At 72.8% G+C, this 16,983-nt stretch carries 12 protein-coding genes and 1 pseudogene; 6 read left to right on the plus strand and 7 right to left on the minus strand.

All coding sequences use genetic code 11. The features are described from left to right. Positions 1-177: 177 nt before the first annotated feature. The 3 genes and pseudogenes from OHA89_RS15520 to OHA89_RS15530 all read right to left on the minus strand — a co-directional run bounded on the left by OHA89_RS15520 (position 178) and on the right by OHA89_RS15530 (position 4,749). Positions 178-1,326, minus strand: a complete 1,149-nt coding sequence (locus tag OHA89_RS15520; RefSeq protein ID WP_406366408.1) for a VWA domain-containing protein — start codon at positions 1,324-1,326, stop codon at positions 178-180. Next, positions 1,326-3,646 (minus strand): annotated as a pseudogene (locus OHA89_RS15525) (DUF5682 family protein). The gene OHA89_RS15520 and the pseudogene OHA89_RS15525 overlap by 1 nt, the downstream one beginning before the upstream one ends. Then, positions 3,643-4,749: an AAA family ATPase gene (locus OHA89_RS15530; RefSeq protein WP_215147780.1), complete on the minus strand. Its 1,107-nt coding sequence runs from the start codon at positions 4,747-4,749 to the stop codon at positions 3,643-3,645. The pseudogene OHA89_RS15525 and the gene OHA89_RS15530 overlap by 4 nt, the downstream one beginning before the upstream one ends. Before the next feature lie 134 nt (positions 4,750-4,883). Here OHA89_RS15530 and OHA89_RS15535 point away from each other — a divergent pair, with 134 nt between their 5' ends. Together OHA89_RS15535 and OHA89_RS15540 are read left to right on the plus strand one after the other, a co-directional pair. Further along, on the plus strand, positions 4,884-6,227 hold the full coding sequence (locus OHA89_RS15535; protein ID WP_266608063.1) for an SWIM zinc finger family protein: 1,344 nt from the start codon (positions 4,884-4,886) through the stop codon (positions 6,225-6,227). A 252-nt stretch (positions 6,228-6,479) separates the two neighbouring features. Then, entirely contained in the window at positions 6,480-8,060 is a 1,581-nt protein-coding gene (locus OHA89_RS15540; RefSeq protein ID WP_266608065.1) for a DUF5691 domain-containing protein, read from the plus strand. A 172-nt stretch (positions 8,061-8,232) separates the two neighbouring features. Here OHA89_RS15540 and OHA89_RS15545 read toward each other — a convergent pair whose 3' ends face one another. Beyond that, entirely contained in the window at positions 8,233-8,634 is a 402-nt protein-coding gene (locus OHA89_RS15545) for a cobalamin B12-binding domain-containing protein (RefSeq protein ID WP_215143866.1), read from the minus strand. 173 nt (positions 8,635-8,807) lie between these two features. On the opposite strand from OHA89_RS15545, the gene OHA89_RS15550 reads away from it, so the two are divergent. Both OHA89_RS15550 and OHA89_RS15555 read left to right on the plus strand, forming a co-directional pair. Next, positions 8,808-9,605 carry an esterase/lipase family protein gene (locus tag OHA89_RS15550; protein ID WP_406366411.1) on the plus strand — a complete coding sequence of 266 codons (798 nt, stop codon included), beginning with the start codon at positions 8,808-8,810 and terminating at the stop codon, positions 9,603-9,605. Between the two features lie 223 nt (positions 9,606-9,828). After that, positions 9,829-11,322, plus strand: a complete 1,494-nt coding sequence (locus OHA89_RS15555) for a M23 family metallopeptidase (RefSeq protein ID WP_266608074.1) — start codon at positions 9,829-9,831, stop codon at positions 11,320-11,322. A gap of 16 nt (positions 11,323-11,338) precedes the next feature. Here the strand turns inward: OHA89_RS15555 and pcrA are convergent, their stop codons facing one another. Together pcrA and OHA89_RS15565 are read right to left on the minus strand one after the other, a co-directional pair. Continuing rightward, positions 11,339-13,846, minus strand: coding sequence for a DNA helicase PcrA (pcrA, locus tag OHA89_RS15560; RefSeq protein ID WP_266608076.1), 2,508 nt, complete (start codon positions 13,844-13,846; stop codon positions 11,339-11,341). A 12-nt stretch (positions 13,847-13,858) separates the two neighbouring features. After that, on the minus strand, positions 13,859-14,200 hold the full coding sequence (locus OHA89_RS15565) for a helix-turn-helix transcriptional regulator (RefSeq protein ID WP_215143871.1): 342 nt from the start codon (positions 14,198-14,200) through the stop codon (positions 13,859-13,861). A 113-nt stretch (positions 14,201-14,313) separates the two neighbouring features. On the opposite strand from OHA89_RS15565, the gene OHA89_RS15570 reads away from it, so the two are divergent. Together OHA89_RS15570 and OHA89_RS15575 are read left to right on the plus strand one after the other, a co-directional pair. Further along, a complete protein-coding gene (locus OHA89_RS15570) occupies positions 14,314-14,667 on the plus strand; it encodes a hypothetical protein (protein WP_266608079.1) in 354 nt (117 codons plus the stop codon). 128 nt (positions 14,668-14,795) lie between these two features. Beyond that, positions 14,796-15,851, plus strand: a complete 1,056-nt coding sequence (locus OHA89_RS15575; RefSeq protein WP_266608081.1) for a C40 family peptidase — start codon at positions 14,796-14,798, stop codon at positions 15,849-15,851. Positions 15,852-15,879: 28 nt separating this feature from the next. Here the strand turns inward: OHA89_RS15575 and OHA89_RS15580 are convergent, their stop codons facing one another. Beyond that, positions 15,880-16,983: an esterase family protein gene (locus OHA89_RS15580; RefSeq protein ID WP_266608083.1), complete on the minus strand. Its 1,104-nt coding sequence runs from the start codon at positions 16,981-16,983 to the stop codon at positions 15,880-15,882.

Genomic DNA, 16,983 nt, shown 5'->3' on the forward strand with positions numbered 1-16,983 from the left:
CTGTCACAAGGAAGGCGCACACGGTGACCGTGGACGCGGCATGTCCGTCCCGCAGGTTATCCCCGTGGGCCGTAGGTCCCTAAATCGCAGATCACACCTGAGCGGTGATACCTGTCACAGATCGCCTCACGGTTGAACTGGAAGTTCGTGCGATCGGCCCATTCACAACGGTGAAGGTCACGGAACCGGCAGGGGTCGCTTCTCCAGCGCCGCGGCCATCACCTCCGGGAACAGGTCGGGGGTGCAGGCGAAGGCGGGCGCGCCGAGCGCCGCGAGGGCGGCGGCGTGCTCGCGGTCGTAGGCCGGGGCGCCCTCGTCGGACAGTGCGAGCAGGGTCACGAACTCCACCCCCGAGGCCTTCATCGCGGCGACCCGCTTGAGCATCTCGTTGCGTATGCCGCCCTCGTAGAGATCACTGATCAGGACCACGACGGTGTCGGCGGGCCGGGTGATCTTCGACTGGCAGTAGGCGAGCGCCCGGTTGATGTCGGTGCCGCCGCCGAGCTGGGTGCCGAAGAGGACGTCGACCGGATCGTCGAGCTGGTCCGTGAGGTCGACGACGGCGGTGTCGAAGACGACGAGGCGGGTGGCGATCGAGCGCATGGAGGCGAGGACGGCGCCGAAGACGGAGGCGTAGACGACGGAGGCCGCCATCGAACCCGACTGGTCGATGCAGAGGATCACCTCCTTCTTCACCGATTGCGCCGCCCGGCCGTACCCGATCAGCCGTTCGGGGACCACCGTGCGGTACTCGGGCAGGTAGTTCTTGAGGTTGGCCCGGATCGTGCGGTTCCAGTCGATGTCGTGGTGGCGGGGGCGGCTGATCCGGGCGGAGCGGTCCAGGGCGCCGGTGAGCGTGGCCCGGGTGCGCGTCGCGAGGCGCTTCTCCAGCTGCTCGACGACCTTGCGGACCACGGCCCGGGCCGTCTCCTTCGTGGTGTCGGGCATCGCCTTGTTCAGGGAGAGCAGGGTGCCGACCAGGTGCACGTCAGGCTCGACGGCCTCCAGCATCTCCGGCTCCAGCAGCAGGGCGGACAGGCCGAGCCGCTCGATGGCGTCGCGCTGCATGACCTGGACCACCGAGCTGGGGAAGTACGTACGGATGTCCCCGAGCCAGCGCGCCACATTCGGCGCGGATCCGCCGAGCCCGGCGGAGCGCGGGCCCGACCCCTTGCGCGGGCCGCCCGCGCCGCCCCCGCCGTAGAGGGCGCCGAGCGCGGCGTCCATGTCCGCGTCCCGCCCGGTCAGCGTGCGGCGCGTCCCGTCGGCCTCTCCGCCGCCGAGCACCATCCGCCACCGCCGCAGTCGCTCGTCCGCCGCGTCCATCAGCCCACCCCCGCAAGGTCGTGTCCGTCATGTCCGGCCGGTCCCGGGCCGGCGAGCAGCAGCCGGACCAGGTCCAGCACCGCGTCGGCGCGGGCCGGGTCCAGCTCCGGGCCGAAGCCCTCGGGGGCCGAGCCGGCGCGCGAGGGCGCGGCCGGGCCGCCCGGGCCGCGCCGGACCAGCTCGCCCAGGGTCCGCTTCACCCCCGGCTCGTACGCCCCGAACGTCCGCCGCAGCAGCGGCAGCACGTCGATGAAGGCACGCTCGGGCACTCCCGACAGCCAGGTGTCGATCAGGCCCAGCAGCCGGTCGTCGTGGACCAGCAGGGTCCCGCCGCCCGAACTGCCGCCCGCGAAGCCCTCGATCCAGCCCGCCGCGTCGGCCGGGGATGCCGCAGGGGACAGCGCGAGCCCCATCAGCCGCGCCGTTTCCGCGGCCGGAAGCCGCCCGTCGTCGAGCAGCAGCCGAGCCGCCCGGCCGCGGATCAGGCCCGGCACGGTCTCCCGGCCGGACAGCGCCCGCAGCACCGCGGACCAGCGCTCGCGCAGCCCTCGTCGGCGTCCGCCAGCAGCCCGACCGCCCCGTGCACCCCGTCCATGTGGCCGCGCAGCTCCGCCGCCGCGTCGGCGTCCAGGCCAGCGGCGCAGGCGGGTGGCAGCGCCACGCATATCCGCTCGGCGAGCCCGGCCGCCACCGTGCCGAGGGCCGCCGCGTCGGTGCCGCGGACGTCCCCGTACCGCAGCGAACGGGCCAGCGCGGGCAGCGCCTTGGCGAGCCGCGCCACATCGGTGTCCAGCGCGGCCCGGTCCGCGAGCGCCCGCAGGACGGCGGGCAGCGCCTCGGACAGCCCGGCCAGCAGGCACCGCTCGGCGAGCGCCGTGACCTCGCCCAGCTCCCCGGCCCCGGCCGCGTCCGCCTCCGCCTTGGCGGTGGCCGCCGCGAGCACGGTGGTGCCCCAGATACCGGCCTCCGCGACCCGCACCGACAGCTCCGGCTCCCAGCGCAACCGCCAGGTCTCCCGGAAGGTCCCGGTGCTGCCCCTCGACGCGGCCGGTATGCCCCAGTCGATGCCGAGCAGCCGCAGGCGGTGCAGCAGCAGCGACTTGGCCGCGTCGGTCTCCTTGCGCAGGTCGAGCTCCAGCTCGCGGTCCTGCGCCTCGGGCTTGAGACGCAGCGAGCGCTGCCGGCGGGTCAGGTCGCGCTGGAGCGGTACGACGGGCGCCGTGTCCGGGACCTCGCCGAGCACGTCCCCGACGACGAGCCGGTCCTCGATCAGCGCGAGCGGTACGTCGGATCCGTCGCACATCACCGCCCGGACCGCCTCCAGGGTCTCCGTCAGCCCGGGCAGCGGCCTTCCGCGCATCGCGGCCAGCGTCTCGGCCAGCCGGACCGCCTCGATGACGTGCGCCGAGGAGACCTGCCGGTCCTCCTCGCGGAGCAGCCCCGCGACCTTGGTCAGCCACCGCTCCACGGGCCGGTCCCGGGCCTCGAAGAGGTGCGCGTACCAGCCGGGCGAGGTGATGCCCGCGCCGTACCCGCCGGCCCGGGCCAGCCTGCGGTGGGTCCAGGGCACCCAAGTGGTCTCCACCTTGACCTTCGGCAGGCCGGTGAGCAGCGCCTTGTCGGCGGCCGCGGTGGTCCTGGCCCGCAGCGCCGGGACGTGCCAGGCCCCGCACACCACGGCGTACGCATCGCCGAACTCCCGGCGGGCGGCCCGCATCCGCTGCCGCATGTACGCCTCGCGCACGAGGTCGCGGGAGTGGCCGCCGTCGCCGTACGCCTCGCGCAGGGCGCCCATGGCCTCCCCGAGCGCCTCGAAGGCGGCCAGCGGGTCCCGCACGGCCCCGGTGCCCCGGTGTTCGACCACGTCCTCCCACCAGCGCTCGGGGTCGTCGTACCCGGCGGTCTCGGCCAGCACCGCGAGAGGGTCCACCCGCATGGAATCGGGCTCCCCGCCCCCTTCCTCCCCCTCCTCGCCCTCCTCGCCCTCCTCGCCCTCCTCACGGCGGGCCAGCGAGTGCGCGGCCGGGAGGTCCATGAACCGCACCGGTACGCCCGCCTCCTGCGCCCAGCGGATCGCGATCCACTCCGGGGAGAAGCCGGCCAGCGGCCAGAACGCGGCCCGGCCGGGGTCGTCCGCGGCGTGTGCGAGCAGCGCCACGGGCGGCCGCATCCCGGGATCGGCGGCCAGGGCGAGCAGCGCGTCCCCCTCGGGCGGCCCCTCGATCAGCACGGCCGCCGGCCGGGCCGCGTCGAGGGCGGCGCGCACCGCGCGGGCCGAGCCGGGCCCGTGGTGCCGTACGCCCAGCAGCAGTGGGCTCATACGGTCACCTCCCGGCAGGCGCGGTAGAAGTCCTTCCAGCCGTCCCGCTCGCGGACCACGGCCTCCAGGTACTCCTGCCAGACGACCTTGTCGGCGGCCGGGTCGCGGATGACGGCGCCGAGGATTCCGGCGGCCACGTCGGAGGGGCGCAGCACGCCGTCCCCGAAGTGGGCGGCCAGCGCCAGGCCGCCGGTGACGACGGAGATGGCCTCGGCGGTGGACAGGGTGCCGCTGGGCGACTTCACCTTCGTGCGGCCGTCGCCGGTGACTCCGTCGCGCAGCTCGCGGAAGACGGTGACGACGCGGCGGATCTCCTCCAGGCCCTCGGGCACGGCCGGCAGGTCGAGGGCGCGGCCCATCTGGTCGACGCGGCGGGCGACGATGTCGACCTCGGCGTCGGCGGTGGCGGGCAGCGGCAGGACGACGGTGTTGAAGCGCCGGCGCAGCGCGCTGGAGAGCTCGTTGACCCCGCGGTCGCGGTCGTTGGCGGTGGCGATGAGGTTGAAGCCGCCGACGGCCTGCACCTCTTCGCCGAGCTCCGGTATCGGGAGGGTCTTCTCGGACAGGACGGTGATGAGGGTGTCCTGGACGTCGGCGGGGATGCGGGTGAGCTCCTCGACGCGGGCGGTCATGCCGTCGGCCATGGCCCGCATGACCGGGCTGGGCACGAGGGCCTCGCGGCTGGGGCCGTGGGCGAGCAGCCGGGCGTAGTTCCATCCGTACCGGATGGCCTCCTCCGGGGTTCCGGCGGTGCCCTGGACGAGGAGGGTGGAGTCTCCGCTGACGGCGGCGGCGAGGTGTTCGGAGACCCAGGTCTTCGCGGTGCCGGGGACGCCGAGGAGGAGCAGTGCGCGGTCGGTGGCCAGCGTGGTGACGGCGACTTCGACGATGCGGCGCGGCCCGATGTACTTGGGCGTGATCACCGTGCCGTCGTCGAGGGTGCCGCCGAGCAGGTACGTGGCCACGGCCCACGGGGACAGCTTCCAGCGGGCCGGGCGGGGCCGGTCGTCGGTGGCCGCCAGGGCTTTCAGTTCGTGTGCGAAAGCGTCTTCGGCGTGCGGTCGCAGCGCCTGGGCGCCCTTGTTGTCCTCGGGCATGGTCATGGTCCCCCTCCAATGCTCGGCAGCCGCTCCCGACTGCTGGATCCAAGGTGCACCACGCCACTGACAACGAGGCTTGTTCGAGGCGTTGTTGCAGGTCAGAGCGATTGTCAGTGGCGGTCCGTACGGTGGTTCACATGACTGAGCAGGGGGTCCGCTGGACGGCGGAACAGGTACTGGCTCTGGCTCCTGACGATGCCTCACGCAAGGCGGGAAGCAGACTCGGCGGGGCGGGGCCGTGGTCGCAGATCGGAGGTTCCGCTTCCGGTTCTGTATGGGGGTTGTGCAAGGGCAGCGGCAGCAAGCCGTACCGCACGGTCGTGGACCTGGCGGGACCGGCGTACAAGTGCTCCTGCCCGAGCCGGAAGTTCCCGTGCAAGCACGCGCTGGGCCTGCTGCTGCTCTGGTCCGCGGAGGGGGCGGGCGAGCCGGGAGAGGCACCGGACTGGGCCGCGGAGTGGCTGGCGGAGCGTGCGGCGAAGGCGGCGCGACCGGCCGCCGCGACGGGCAGGCCGGTGGACGAGGAGGGGGCCCGGCGGCGGGCCGAGCGGCGGGCGGCGCGGATCGGCGCGGGCGTCACCGAGCTGGAGCAGCGGCTGGCCGACCTCCTGCGCGGCGGTCTCGCCGGGCAGGAACAGTCGGGTTACGCGGCGTGGGAGGAGACGGCCGCCCGGATGATCGACGCCCAGGCGCCCGGACTGGCCGGACGCGTAAGGGAGTTGGGCACGATACCCAGTTGCGGCCCCGGCTGGCCCGCCAGGATGCTGGAGGAGGCGGCGCTGCTGCACCTGCTGGACCGGGCCTGGCTGGGCGTGTCGGCACTGCCCGAAGAGCTGGCCGCGACCGTGCGCAGCCGGGTGGGACTGCCGGCCTCCGGGGAGGGGGAGGCCGTACGGGACCGCTGGCTGGTGCTGGCTCAGTACGACTCGGTGTCGCCGGACGGCCGGCTCACCACCCGCCGGATATGGCTGCGCGGGCTGGGGGGCGGGCGGCCGGCCCTGGTGCTGGACTTCGGACCGGCGGGGCGGCCGCCGGGGCTGGCACTGCCGGTGGGGCTGGTACTGGAGGCGGAAGTCCGCTTCCGGCCCGGTTCGGCGGGGCTGCGGGCGGATCTCGGGGAAAGGGTCGCCGCGGCCGTGCCGTGCGCGGAGGTTCCGGCCGGGGTGAGCACGGGGGCTGCCCTGGAGGCCTACGGGGCCGCGCTGCGGGAGGACCCGTGGCTGGAGTCCTGGCCGGTGGTGCTCGGCCGAGTGATCCCGATACCGGGAGAGCTCGGCTGGCAACTGGCGGACGCGGAGGGTGACTCCGCCCTGCCGGTGCCCGTCGCCGGGGCGGGCAGCCGCTCCCGCGGGGGCCTGTGGCAGCTGGCCGCGTTGTCGGGCGGGGGCCCGGTGACGGTGTTCGGGGAGTGCGGCCACCGCGGCTTCACACCGCTGACCGCCTGGCAGCCGGGCTCGCCCGAGCCGGTGCCGCTGGCCTGAACAGCGGCCGGATCCAAGGGGAAATCGCAGAGGAATCGGCAGGGGCCTGGGGATACGTGTGCCGTCACGAAGGGGCGCGGAGAGGGGAAGGACGCGGTGGCGCGGGGGCGCCGGCGTGAAGTGACGAGAAGCCGGGGGGCTTGCATGAACGACAACCACGCCAGTTGAGCGCAGTTGACACGGGGCATCGACGGCTCCGGTCCCGCGGAGGGGGCGGGACCGGAGCGCAGGACACGAAGAGGGAGGGGTCCGATGGGCAAGGGCGACGAGGACTACGGGGACTGGGAGGAGCTGGTCGGGGCGGCGCTGCTGGGCACCGACCGGCGCCGGGGCGGGGGCCCCGCCGGCTCGCCGGAGGCCCTGCTGGACGCGGCGGCCGTGCACACCGTGCGGCGCCGGGCCGGGCTGCGGCCGGCCGGGGCGGGCCCGCGCCCGGAGCCGGCGCCCCGGGACCCGCGCCCGGCACCACCGGCCGCGGCCCGGCAGCGGCTCGCGCAGCTGCTGGCCGGCCGGACCGGCGCGGGCAGCGGCGGGCGGCGCGGCGCCGCCCCGGATCTGACGGAGCTGCTGCCGCAGTGGCTGGCCGCCGCCGGCCGGCACGGCTACCGCTCACCGGCCGCGCTCGTGCCCGCGCTGCTGGACGCGGCCCGGGCCCGTACGGACCTGCGGCCGCAGGCACTGGCCCTGGCCGGGGCGCGAGGGCTGTGGCTGGCGCGACTGAATCCGGACTGGCGGTTCGCCCTGCGCGGCGGGGCCGGAGGAGCCGGGGAACTGCCGGACGTGACGGACCTGGCCGGGGTGGAGCGGCTCTGGCAGGAGGGGCTGTTCGCGGAGCGGGTGGCTCTGCTGGGCGCAGTACGGGCGCACGACGCGGCAGCCGCGACGAGGCTGCTGGCGACGACCTGGGCCACCGAGCGGGCCGAGGACCGGCTGATGTTCCTCGATTCGCTGCGGGTGGGGCTGTCGGAGGGGGACGAGCCGTTCCTGGAGGCGGCCCTGGGCGACCGCAGCCGAAATGTCCGCGCGACGGCCGCCGAACTGCTGTCGGCGCTGCCGGACTCGGCACTGGCGGGGCGGATGGCGGAGCGCGCCCTGGCCTGCGTGGGCCCGGAGGGCGTGAATCCGCCGGCCGAGTGCGATGCGGGGATGCTGCGGGACGGGGTGGTCAGGAATCCGCCCGCCGGGCGGGGGGAACGGGCTTGGTGGCTGGGCCAGTTGGTGGAGGCGGCTCCGCTGTCCTGCTGGCGGGAGCGGTTCGGGGGGCTCGGCCCGGCGGAGATCGTGGCCCTGCCGGTGGCCGAGGGCGAGGTCTGGCGGGAGGAACTGCACGCGGCGTGGTGCCGGGCGGCGGTGCGCCAGCGCGACGCGCGGTGGTCGCGGGCCCTGCTGGGCGCGGCGTCCGCGCCGCCCGCGGCGGGCCCGGGGACGGCTTCGCTCGCGGAGCGCGCCAAGCTCCTCGAGACCCTGCCGGACGGGGAACGGGCCGACTGGGTCGCGCAGTTCATACGGGCCCACGGGCTCTCGGAGGCGTTCCAGCTGCTCGGGGTGTGCGTGGTGCCGTGGGCGGGGGCGCTGGGCCGGGCGGTCGTGGACGCGCTGGACTGCGCCCGGGAGGCGGGCAGTTACCCGTGGAGCTTCAGCGGGGTGATGGGGTTGGCGGAGCGCTGCCTCGACCCTGCGGAGGCCGGCCGGCTGGAGATACTGACCGCCGCGGCGGAGGAGCCGGCGGACAGCGCGTCCGGCGCCGCCGCGTACTGGTCCGAGGCCTTCCAGCGGCTGGTGGCCACCCTCCGCCTCCGCGAGGCGATGCTCTCGGAGCTGACCCCGGCCTGACCAACCGGGCTCCGCCCGGGGGGACCCTCACGCCTCAAACGCCGGCGGGGCTGAAATTGCCGCGGCGCGGCAATCCAGCCGCGCCTGGCAGGCTGCACCAGCCAAAATCCAGCCCCGCCGGCGTTTGAGGCGCGGGGTCTGGGGCGGAGCCCCAGCAACGGCGCCGCAGGGGCTACTGGCGGACGTTCGCGCGGACCCAGTCGACGATGGAGGTCGTCGTCGCGCCCGGGGTGAAGATCTCGGCCACGCCCTTCTCCTTGAGAGGGGCGATGTCGTCTTCCGGGATGATGCCGCCGCCGAAGACCTTGATGTCCTCCGCCTCGCGCTCCTTGAGGAGTTCCAGGACGCGCGCGAAGAGCGTGTTGTGGGCGCCGGAGAGGATCGAGAGGCCGATCGCGTCGGCGTCCTCCTGGATGGCGGTGTCCACGATCTGCTCGGGGGTCTGGTGGAGGCCGGTGTAGATGACCTCCATGCCCGCGTCACGCAGCGCCCGCGCGATCACCTTCGCGCCGCGGTCGTGGCCGTCGAGACCCGGCTTGGCCACCACCACACGGATCGGACCGGTCACACCCATCGCACTGCCTCCCGAGTGAACGAACGTTAAGTACAGCATCGCGCACGCCGCCGTTTCACGGTCAACCAGGAGGGGGAAATCACACGTGGGACGGCATTACGCCACCGTGCCGACAGCCGCACGGCACGGTGGCGTAACGGCCGCAGTCCCGAGAGGCTCAGGGGAGGCCGTCAATGGGGCTGTGCATACCCGCGTCGATTCCCACGCTGTCGATACCCACGGTCGGCGCCGCACTGCGGGCCGGCGCGCTCGAGGTGGTCGTGCTCGGCGGACATCTTCTCCTGTATCCCACCGGAGTGTGCCAGGAGAAGGTCGCCGCCGGCCCGCCCGCGACACGCCCTGCCGTCCTCCTCCTCCACGGGTTCACCGACAACCGCTCCGTTTTCGTCCTGCTGCGCCGCGCCCTCGGGGCGGGCGGCCTGCGGCACGTGGAGGCGTACAACTACTCGCCCTTCACCCGCGACCTGCGCGTCACGGCCCGCCATCTCGCCCGGCGCGTCGAGGAGCTGTGCGCGCGCACCGGGCAGGAGCGGGTTGACCTGGTCGGGCACAGCCTGGGCGGACTGGTCGGCCGGTACTACGTCCAGCGCCTGGGCGGCGACGCCCGCATCCGGACCCTCGTCACGCTCGGCACCCCGCATTCCGGCACGCTGGTCGCCCCCTTCATGGACGCGCACCCGCTGGTGCGGCAGATGCGCCCCGACTCCGAGGTGCTGGCCGAGCTGGCCGCGCCCGCGCTCGGCTGCGCCACCCGATGCGTGGCGTTCTGGAGCGAGTTCGACACGCTGATGGTCCCGGTCTCGGCGGCCCGGATCGAGCATCCGGATCTACGCGTGGAGAACGTCCAGGTCACCGGCATCGGGCACCTCGCCCTGCCCGCGCACCCCACCGTGATCGCGGCGATCCGGCGCGTCCTCGACGGGATCGGATCGGCCTCCGCGGAGGCCTCGGAAGCCTCGTCCGTCGCATAGACGCCAACCGACGCGAAGTCGAACGGATTTCGAACTCAAGGCCAAGGCTGCGTCTTTATGCGACCGAAAGACGGCCGAATGCCCGGTTCCGGCGAGGTGGAAACCCTCCGAAGATTGTCGTTGCGAGTAACCGCCGGGTACAGTCACGCCACTGCTCTCCTCCGGTGAACCCCGAGTTCCCCGGCCACCCAGGCCCCCCAATGCCGAGGCGAAAGAGAAGTTGGTGAACGACCGCCCCTCGCCGGGCCAGTACCCGGATCCCGGGTATGACGGCCTTGCCACCACCACTTTCGCTGGTGACTCAACCTACGTTTCCTATGAAACGCAGGGCCAGGGGGTCAACTACGCGGCATACGGCTCTTATGAGACGGGCGCGTACGACACCACGGCATGGACCTCTCAGGACGCGTACCTGACCACGATCCCGTCCCAGGGCATGCCCGCGGACGCGACGGGTCTGGGGGCACCTCCCAGCGGTAGCTGGGGGACGGATGCGAGCGCCTGGAACACGCAGAACACGGACTACTCCGGCTACACCGAGTACCAGCAGCCGGCCTCCTTCGGGTACGACACCTCGGCCGAGCAGACCGGTCACTGGGCGATGCCGGGCTACGGCACCGAGACCGGCGCGTACGACGCCACCGCCTGGAACACCGTCACGGAGACCCAGGCCCAGACGCAGTACGAGTACCAACCCGCTCAGCAGCAGCAGGAGTACACGTACGAGGCGGCCGCGCCCGCTGCGGACTACGCCTACGAGGTCCACATCCCGGCCCAGGACGCCGTCGGCGAGAGCGACGCGTACGGAGACACCTACAGCGAGACCTCCGTCTTCGAGGTCCTCCCCGAGGAAGTCACCGACACGCCCGAGGTGCACGACCTCCCCACCCAGGCGATGCCCGTCACCTCCCCCTCCGTGCCGCGCGCCGCGCGCCGGACCGCGTCCAAGGGCAACGCCAAGGCGGGCGGCGGCAGCAGCCGTCGCCGCACCCCGGCGAAGCGTTCCGCCCTGCTGACCGTGGCCGTCCCCTCCGCCTGCGTGATGGGCGTCGCGGGTGTCGCGGCCGCCTCCGTCGGCGGACTCACCGGCACGGAGAAGCCCGCCGAGGACACCACCACGATGGCCGCGCCCGACCCGGCCTCGGTGAAGCCCGTCGCGGCGAACACCAAGCTCGACACCCAACTGGCGGCGCTCAGCGCCGACGCGGGCGACTTCGCGGACCGCGCGAGCCGCACGCAGGAGCGCATCGACCTGCGCCAGCGCCAGGAGGACGAAAAGAAGAAGAAGGCGGAGGAGGCCGCGGCCAAGGAGGCCGCCCGCCCCAAGTTCGCGATCCCCGTCGAACAGCACGGTCTCAGCGCCAGCTTCGGCCAGGCCGGCGGCATGTGGATGTCCGTGCACACCGGCATCGACTTCCCGGTGGCCTACGGGACCCCGGTCATGGCCGCCACCGACGGCACCGTGCGCACCCAGTACAACAGCGCCTACGGGAACATGGCCATAGTGACCGCGCCCGACGGCACCGAGACCTGGTACTGCCACCTCAGCAGCACCAAGATCCGGGGCGGCAAGGTCAAGGCCGGCGACGTCATCGCGTACTCCGGCAACTCCGGCAACTCCACCGGACCGCACCTCCACTTCGAGGTACGGCCCGGCGGCGGGTCCGCGATCGACCCCCTGCCGTGGCTCCGCAGCCACGGCCTGGACCCGAACTGACCCCCGACAGCCAGAACTACAGCTTCTGCACCGGCGCGTAGCGCAGGAGCAGCCGCTTCGGCTTGTCGTCCCCGAAGTCGATGGTGGCCTGCGCGTCCGCGCCCGCGCCCTTGACCTCCATGACGGTGCCGAGTCCGAACTGGTCGTGCGTCACCCGGTCCCCGACCACCAGGGCGATCACCGGCTTGTCGGCGGCCCGGCGCGTCGCGAACCCGGACGGGCCCGACTTCGTGCGCGAGGAGGACAGGAACGCCTCCGGCGAGGTGCCGAACGACGTCTTCCCGCCGCCCTGGCCCGAGCTCCGGATCGGACCCGCCGGCTTCTGGGCCGCACCCGTGCGCTTCCACTGCAGGTACTCCGCCGGGATCTCCTCGAGGAACCGCGACGGCGGGTTGTACGAGGGCGTCCCCCAGGCGCTGCGCATCGAGGACCGGGTCAGGTACAGCCGCTCGCGCGCACGCGTGATGCCGACGTACGCGAGGCGGCGCTCCTCCTCGAGCTCCTTGGTCTGGCCCAGCGACCGCATGTGCGGGAAGACCCCGTCCTCCATGCCGGTCAGGAAGACCACCGGGAACTCCAGGCCCTTGGCGGTGTGCAGGGTCATGAGCGTGATGACGCCCGTGCCCTCGGTGTCCTCGTCCGGGATCTGGTCGGAGTCGGCCACCAGCGCGACCTGCTCCAGGAACTCGGCCAGCGTGCCGGAACCGGGAGCAGGGGCCCCCGTCTCGGCGGCCTCGGCCGCCGCGGCTTCCCGCGCCTGCTCGAACTCCAGCGCCACCGCTGCCAGTTCCTGGAGGTTCTCGATCCGCGTCTCGTCCTGCGGGTCGGTCGACGCCTGGAGCTCGGCGAGGTAGCCCGTACGCTCCAGCACCGCCTCCAGCACCACCGCGGGGCCCGCGCCCGAGTCGACGATCGTGCGGAGCTCCTCCATCAGCACGTTGAACCGCTTCACCGCGTTCGTCGAGCGCGCGGCCATGCCGAAGGCCTCGTCCACCCGCCGCAGCGCCTGCGGGAAGGTGATCTTCTCGCGCATCGCGAGCGCGTCGATCATCGCCTCGGCGCGCTCGCCGATGCCGCGCTTGGGCACGTTCAGGATCCGGCGGAGCGGGACGTTGTCCTCTGGGTTCGCCAGCACGCGCAGGTACGCGAGGACGTCGCGGACCTCCTTGCGCTCGTAGAAACGGACGCCGCCGACGACCTTGTAGGGCAGCCCGACGCGGATGAAGATCTCCTCGAACACACGCGACTGCGCGTTGGTCCGGTAGAAGATCGCGACGTCCCCCGCCTTGGCGTCCCCGGCATCCGTCAGCCGGTCGATCTCGTCGGCGACGAACTGCGCCTCGTCGTGCTCGGTGTCCGCGACGTAGCCGGTGATAGCCGCGCCCGTACCGGCCTCGGTCCACAGGTTCTTGGCGCGGCGGTTCTCGTTGCGCTCGATGACCGCGTTGGCGGCGGAGAGGATCGTCTGCGTGGAGCGGTAGTTCTGCTCGAGCAGGATCGTCGTCGCGTCCTTGTAGTCCTCCTCGAACTGGAGGATGTTGCGGATCGTCGCACCGCGGAAGGCGTAGATCGACTGGTCTGCGTCACCCACGACGCACAGCTCGGCGGGCGGCAGGTCCGGGTAGCCGGTGCCGACCAGCTCGCGCACGAGCGTGTACTGGGCGTGGTTGGTGTCCTGGTACTCGTCCACCAGCACGTGCCGGAAGCGGCGCCGGTAGTGCTCGGCGACGTCCGGGAACGCCTGGAGCAGGTGGACCGTGGTCATGATGATGTCGTCGAAGTCGAGCGCGTTGGCCTCGCGCAGCCGCCCCTGGTACATCGCGTACGCCTGGGCCAGGGTCTTCTCGAACCCGTCCACCGCCGTGTCGGCGAAGGCTTCCTCGTCGATCAGCTCGTTCTTCAGGTTCGAGATCTTGGCGTTGAAGGCCTTGGGCGGAAACTTCTTCGGGTCCAGGTCCAGGTCGCGGCAGACGAGCGCCATCAGGCGCTTCGAGTCGGCCGCGTCGTAGATCGAGAACGAGGAGGTGAAGCCGAGCCGCTTCGACTCGCGGCGCAGGATGCGGACGCACGCGCTGTGGAAGGTGGAGACCCACATGGCGTTGGCGCGCGGGCCGACCAGGCTTTCGACGCGCTCCTTCATCTCTCCGGCGGCCTTGTTGGTGAAGGTGATCGCCAGGATCTGGCCGGGGTGCACGTTCCGCGCGGACAGCAGGTGTCCGATGCGGTGGGTCAGCACCCGGGTCTTTCCGGAGCCGGCGCCGGCGACGATGAGCAGCGGCGAACCCGCGTGCACCACCGCCGCGCGCTGCTGCTCGTTCAGCCCGTCCAGGAGCGCCGCCGGGTCGATGACGGGCCTGGGGGCACCGTCCCGGTAGTACGCGTCCCCGGACATGGGTACGTCGAACCGGCCCCCGAAGAGATCGTCCGCCTCCGGCTCCGGGGCGGCGTGGTCCTCGGGCGGCGGCGGGACCTCGTCGGAGGGGCTGAGGTCCGCCAGGAAACTGTCGTCAAAGAGGCTGCTCATCGCATTCCGAGTCTAGGGGGCGGGACCGACAGCCGGTCCCGGGCCCGGAAAATCGCCGACGGCCAGGGTCAGCAGTCCCGGGAAGCGCCGCTCCAGGTCCTCGCGGCGCAGGGTCAGGAAGAGTTTGCGGCCCTCGGGCCGCTGGCAGATCACCCCGGCCTCGCGCAGCGTGCGCAGGTGGTGGGTGACGGTGGAGCGCGGGAGCCCGGTGGCCACGGCGCCGCAGAAGACCTCCGTCCCGGAGCCGGCGAGGGTCCGGACGATCTCCAGCCGGACGGGATGGCCGAGGGCCGCCAGGACGTCGACCAGCTCGATCCGGGAGGCGTCGGGGTGGTGGAGCTCGTCGGCGGCCATGGAGCAACTGTACGCAAAACCCGAACGGACACCTCCAGCCCCCGGGGCACCGGCCCTCCGGGCCCCGGCACCCGCCCTCCAGGGCCCGGAAGCCCGCCCGTACGCTCGACGCCATGGACGTACTCATCAATGTCTTCGTCGGCCTGCACATCATCGGGATCGCCTCGCTCCTCGGCGGGTTCCTGACCCAGATGAAGGCGATGAGCGCGGGCACCGCCCGGTTCGTGCCCGCCATGCTGCACGGCGCGCTCACCATGCTCGTCACCGGCGTACTCCTCGTCGGCTTCAACGAGATGGACGGCTCGGCCGTCAACAACGTCAAGATAGGCGTGAAGCTGGCGCTCCTCTTCGTGATCCTCGCCCTCGTCTACGTCAAGCGTGACGAGGAGCGGGTGGAGAAGCCGCTGTTCGGCGTGGTGGGCGGTCTGACCGTGGTCAATATCTTCATCGCGGTCCTCTGGCACTGATCCGCATCGGTCCCCCGCGGCCAACCGCGGTCGCATCAGACCACTTACGATCATCCCGTCATCTGCCCGTTACCTCCGGGTCTAGCGTCCTCCTCCAAGCACCGAGAGAGGAAGGACGTGAGGCCCTCGTGGCCAGTCACCGAAAGCCCAGGCAGCGCCCGCTTTCCGGCGGCACCGTACGGACCGCCGCCACCACCCTCGCCCTCGCGGGCGCTGCCACCGCCACCGCCTTCGAAGGCACCTCCCAGGCCGACCCCCGCCCCACGCCCGCGCAGGTCGAGGCCGATGTGGACCGGCTCTACGAGGAGGCCGAGGCCGCGACCGAGCGGTACAACGGGGCGAAGCAGCAGGCCGACGAGGCCGAGCGGGCGCTGGTGGGCCTGCGCGACGAGACCGCCCGCAAGACCGACCAGCTCAACGCCGCCCGCGGCACGCTCGGTTCGCTCGCGGCCGGCCAGTACCGCAAGGGGTCCCTGGGCACCGCCGTCCAGCTCGCGATGGCGGCCGACCCGCAGGAGTACCTGTCCCAGGCCTCCTTCATCTCCCGCGCCGGGGACCGCAACGCCGCCGGGATCAGCACCGTACGCCGCCGGCTCGAAGAGGTCGGCAAGCTGAAGGAGCAGGCCGCCGGACACCTCGCCGACCTCCGTGCGCAGCGGGACGAACTCGCCGAGCACAAGGCCGAGATCGAGGGCAAGCTGACCACCGCCAAGCAGCTGCTGGCCAAGCTGACCGCCGAGCAGCGTGCCGCGTACGAGGCCCGTTCGGGCGGCGGCGATCCCGCCACCCCCGCCGCCCGCCCGCAGTCCGCGCCCCCGCCGCCGCCGTCGGACGGTTCCCGTGCGGCCCGCGCCGTGGCCTTCGCGCACGGGGCGATCGGGAAGCCGTACGTCTGGGGCGCGACGGGTCCGGGCTCCTTCGACTGCTCGGGCCTGACCCAGGCGGCCTGGCGCGCGGCCGGGGTCTCCCTCCCCCGCACCACCTACACCCAGATCAACGCGGGCCGGCGCGTCTCACGCGACCAGCTGGCCCCCGGCGACCTGGTGTTCTTCTACTCCGGGGTCACGCACGTCGGCATGTACATCGGCAACGGCCAGATGATCCACGCACCGCGTCCGGGGTCGACGGTCCGGGTGGCCCCGATCGACTCGATGCCCTGGGCGGGCGCCTCCCGCCCCGCGTAGCCCCGCGCAGCGCCGCAGCCCGCAGCGGCTACGGCGCCTTGACCGTCTTGCTCAGCCAGTCGAAGGTCTGGGGCAGCTGCTTCGACCACGAGTCGAGGTTGTGCCCGCCGGTCACCTTCTCGGAGTGCACCGCGGTCGGGCTCTTCGCGATGGCCTTGAGGTCCATGCCGGACAGGTAGCCGTCCTGCTCCGCCCCCGACAGCCACAGCGAGACCGCCGGCGGCGTGGGCGCGGTCTGGAGCACGTGCTTCAGGTTGTGGGTGCGGCGCAGCTCCGGATCCTGGGCCACCAGCGAGGAGGGCTCCTGGCCCGGGTCGTTGTAGCCGGACAGGGAGACGGCCGCGCTGTAGCGGTCGGGGTGGTTGATCGCCAGCTTGGCGGCGCAGTACGCCCCGGCCGAGTACCCGGCCACGCCCCAGGTGCGGGCCTCTTCCGAGACCCGGAAGTTGTCGGTGACCATCTTGCGGACGTCGACGCTGAACCAGCTGTCGGCGTTGACCTTGCCGGGGATGTTGGCGCAGCCGGTGTCGGCGTTGCCCAGCAGCATGGCGCGCGGCGAGACCAGGATGAACGGCTGCACCTTGCCGCTCTTCATCAGCGGCTCCAGCACCTCGTGCGCCTTGAGCCCCTGGAACCAGGACTTGCCCGTCCCCGGTATGCCCGGGATCAGCTCGACCACGGGGAACTTCTTGTCCTTGTAGGCCGGGTCGTCGTACTGGGGCGGCAGCCACACCATGACGTCGCCCTTGACCCCGGAGATCTTGCCGTCGAGCTCGGTCTTCTGGACCCGGCCGCCGAGGCCCTCGACGGGCTGGAAGGCCTGCTTCACCTTCGGCGCGGACTCGGCCTTCTTCCCGCCCAGCCCGTCCGGCCCGAGGTCGGGGGCGGCGGTGACGTACTTTCCGGTGCCGAACAGATCGCCCCAGGAGGCGTAGAAGGTCATGTCCCGGTTGACCCCGATGAACACCAGCGCAATGGCGGTGACCTGGGCGAACACCACCATCAGGCCGCGGGACGCGACACGTACGACGGCAGGGCCGCGCACCTTGCTCCACACGGCCAGCGGCAGGACGACGGCGATCACGGTCAGAGCGACCGCCGTCGCGAAGAGGGGGGTCCCCGTCAGGCTCAT

Source organism: Streptomyces sp. NBC_01546, from assembly GCF_045208355.1.
GTDB lineage: Bacteria > Actinomycetota > Actinomycetes > Streptomycetales > Streptomycetaceae > Streptomyces.

Coding starts and splice junctions, on each gene's coding strand:
- OHA89_RS15520 (WP_406366408.1), bottom strand. CDS start 1,326: ATGGACGCGGCGGACGAGCGACTGCGGCGGTGGCGGATGGTGCTCGGC.
- OHA89_RS15530 (WP_215147780.1), bottom strand. CDS start 4,749: ATGACCATGCCCGAGGACAACAAGGGCGCCCAGGCGCTGCGACCGCAC.
- OHA89_RS15535 (WP_266608063.1), top strand. CDS start 4,884: ATGACTGAGCAGGGGGTCCGCTGGACGGCGGAACAGGTACTGGCTCTG.
- OHA89_RS15540 (WP_266608065.1), top strand. CDS start 6,480: ATGGGCAAGGGCGACGAGGACTACGGGGACTGGGAGGAGCTGGTCGGG.
- OHA89_RS15545 (WP_215143866.1), bottom strand. CDS start 8,634: ATGGGTGTGACCGGTCCGATCCGTGTGGTGGTGGCCAAGCCGGGTCTC.
- OHA89_RS15550 (WP_406366411.1), top strand. CDS start 8,808: ATGGGGCTGTGCATACCCGCGTCGATTCCCACGCTGTCGATACCCACG.
- pcrA (WP_266608076.1), bottom strand. CDS start 13,846: ATGAGCAGCCTCTTTGACGACAGTTTCCTGGCGGACCTCAGCCCCTCC.
- OHA89_RS15565 (WP_215143871.1), bottom strand. CDS start 14,200: ATGGCCGCCGACGAGCTCCACCACCCCGACGCCTCCCGGATCGAGCTG.
- OHA89_RS15570 (WP_266608079.1), top strand. CDS start 14,314: ATGGACGTACTCATCAATGTCTTCGTCGGCCTGCACATCATCGGGATC.
- OHA89_RS15580 (WP_266608083.1), bottom strand. CDS start 16,983: ATGAGCCTGACGGGGACCCCCCTCTTCGCGACGGCGGTCGCTCTGACC.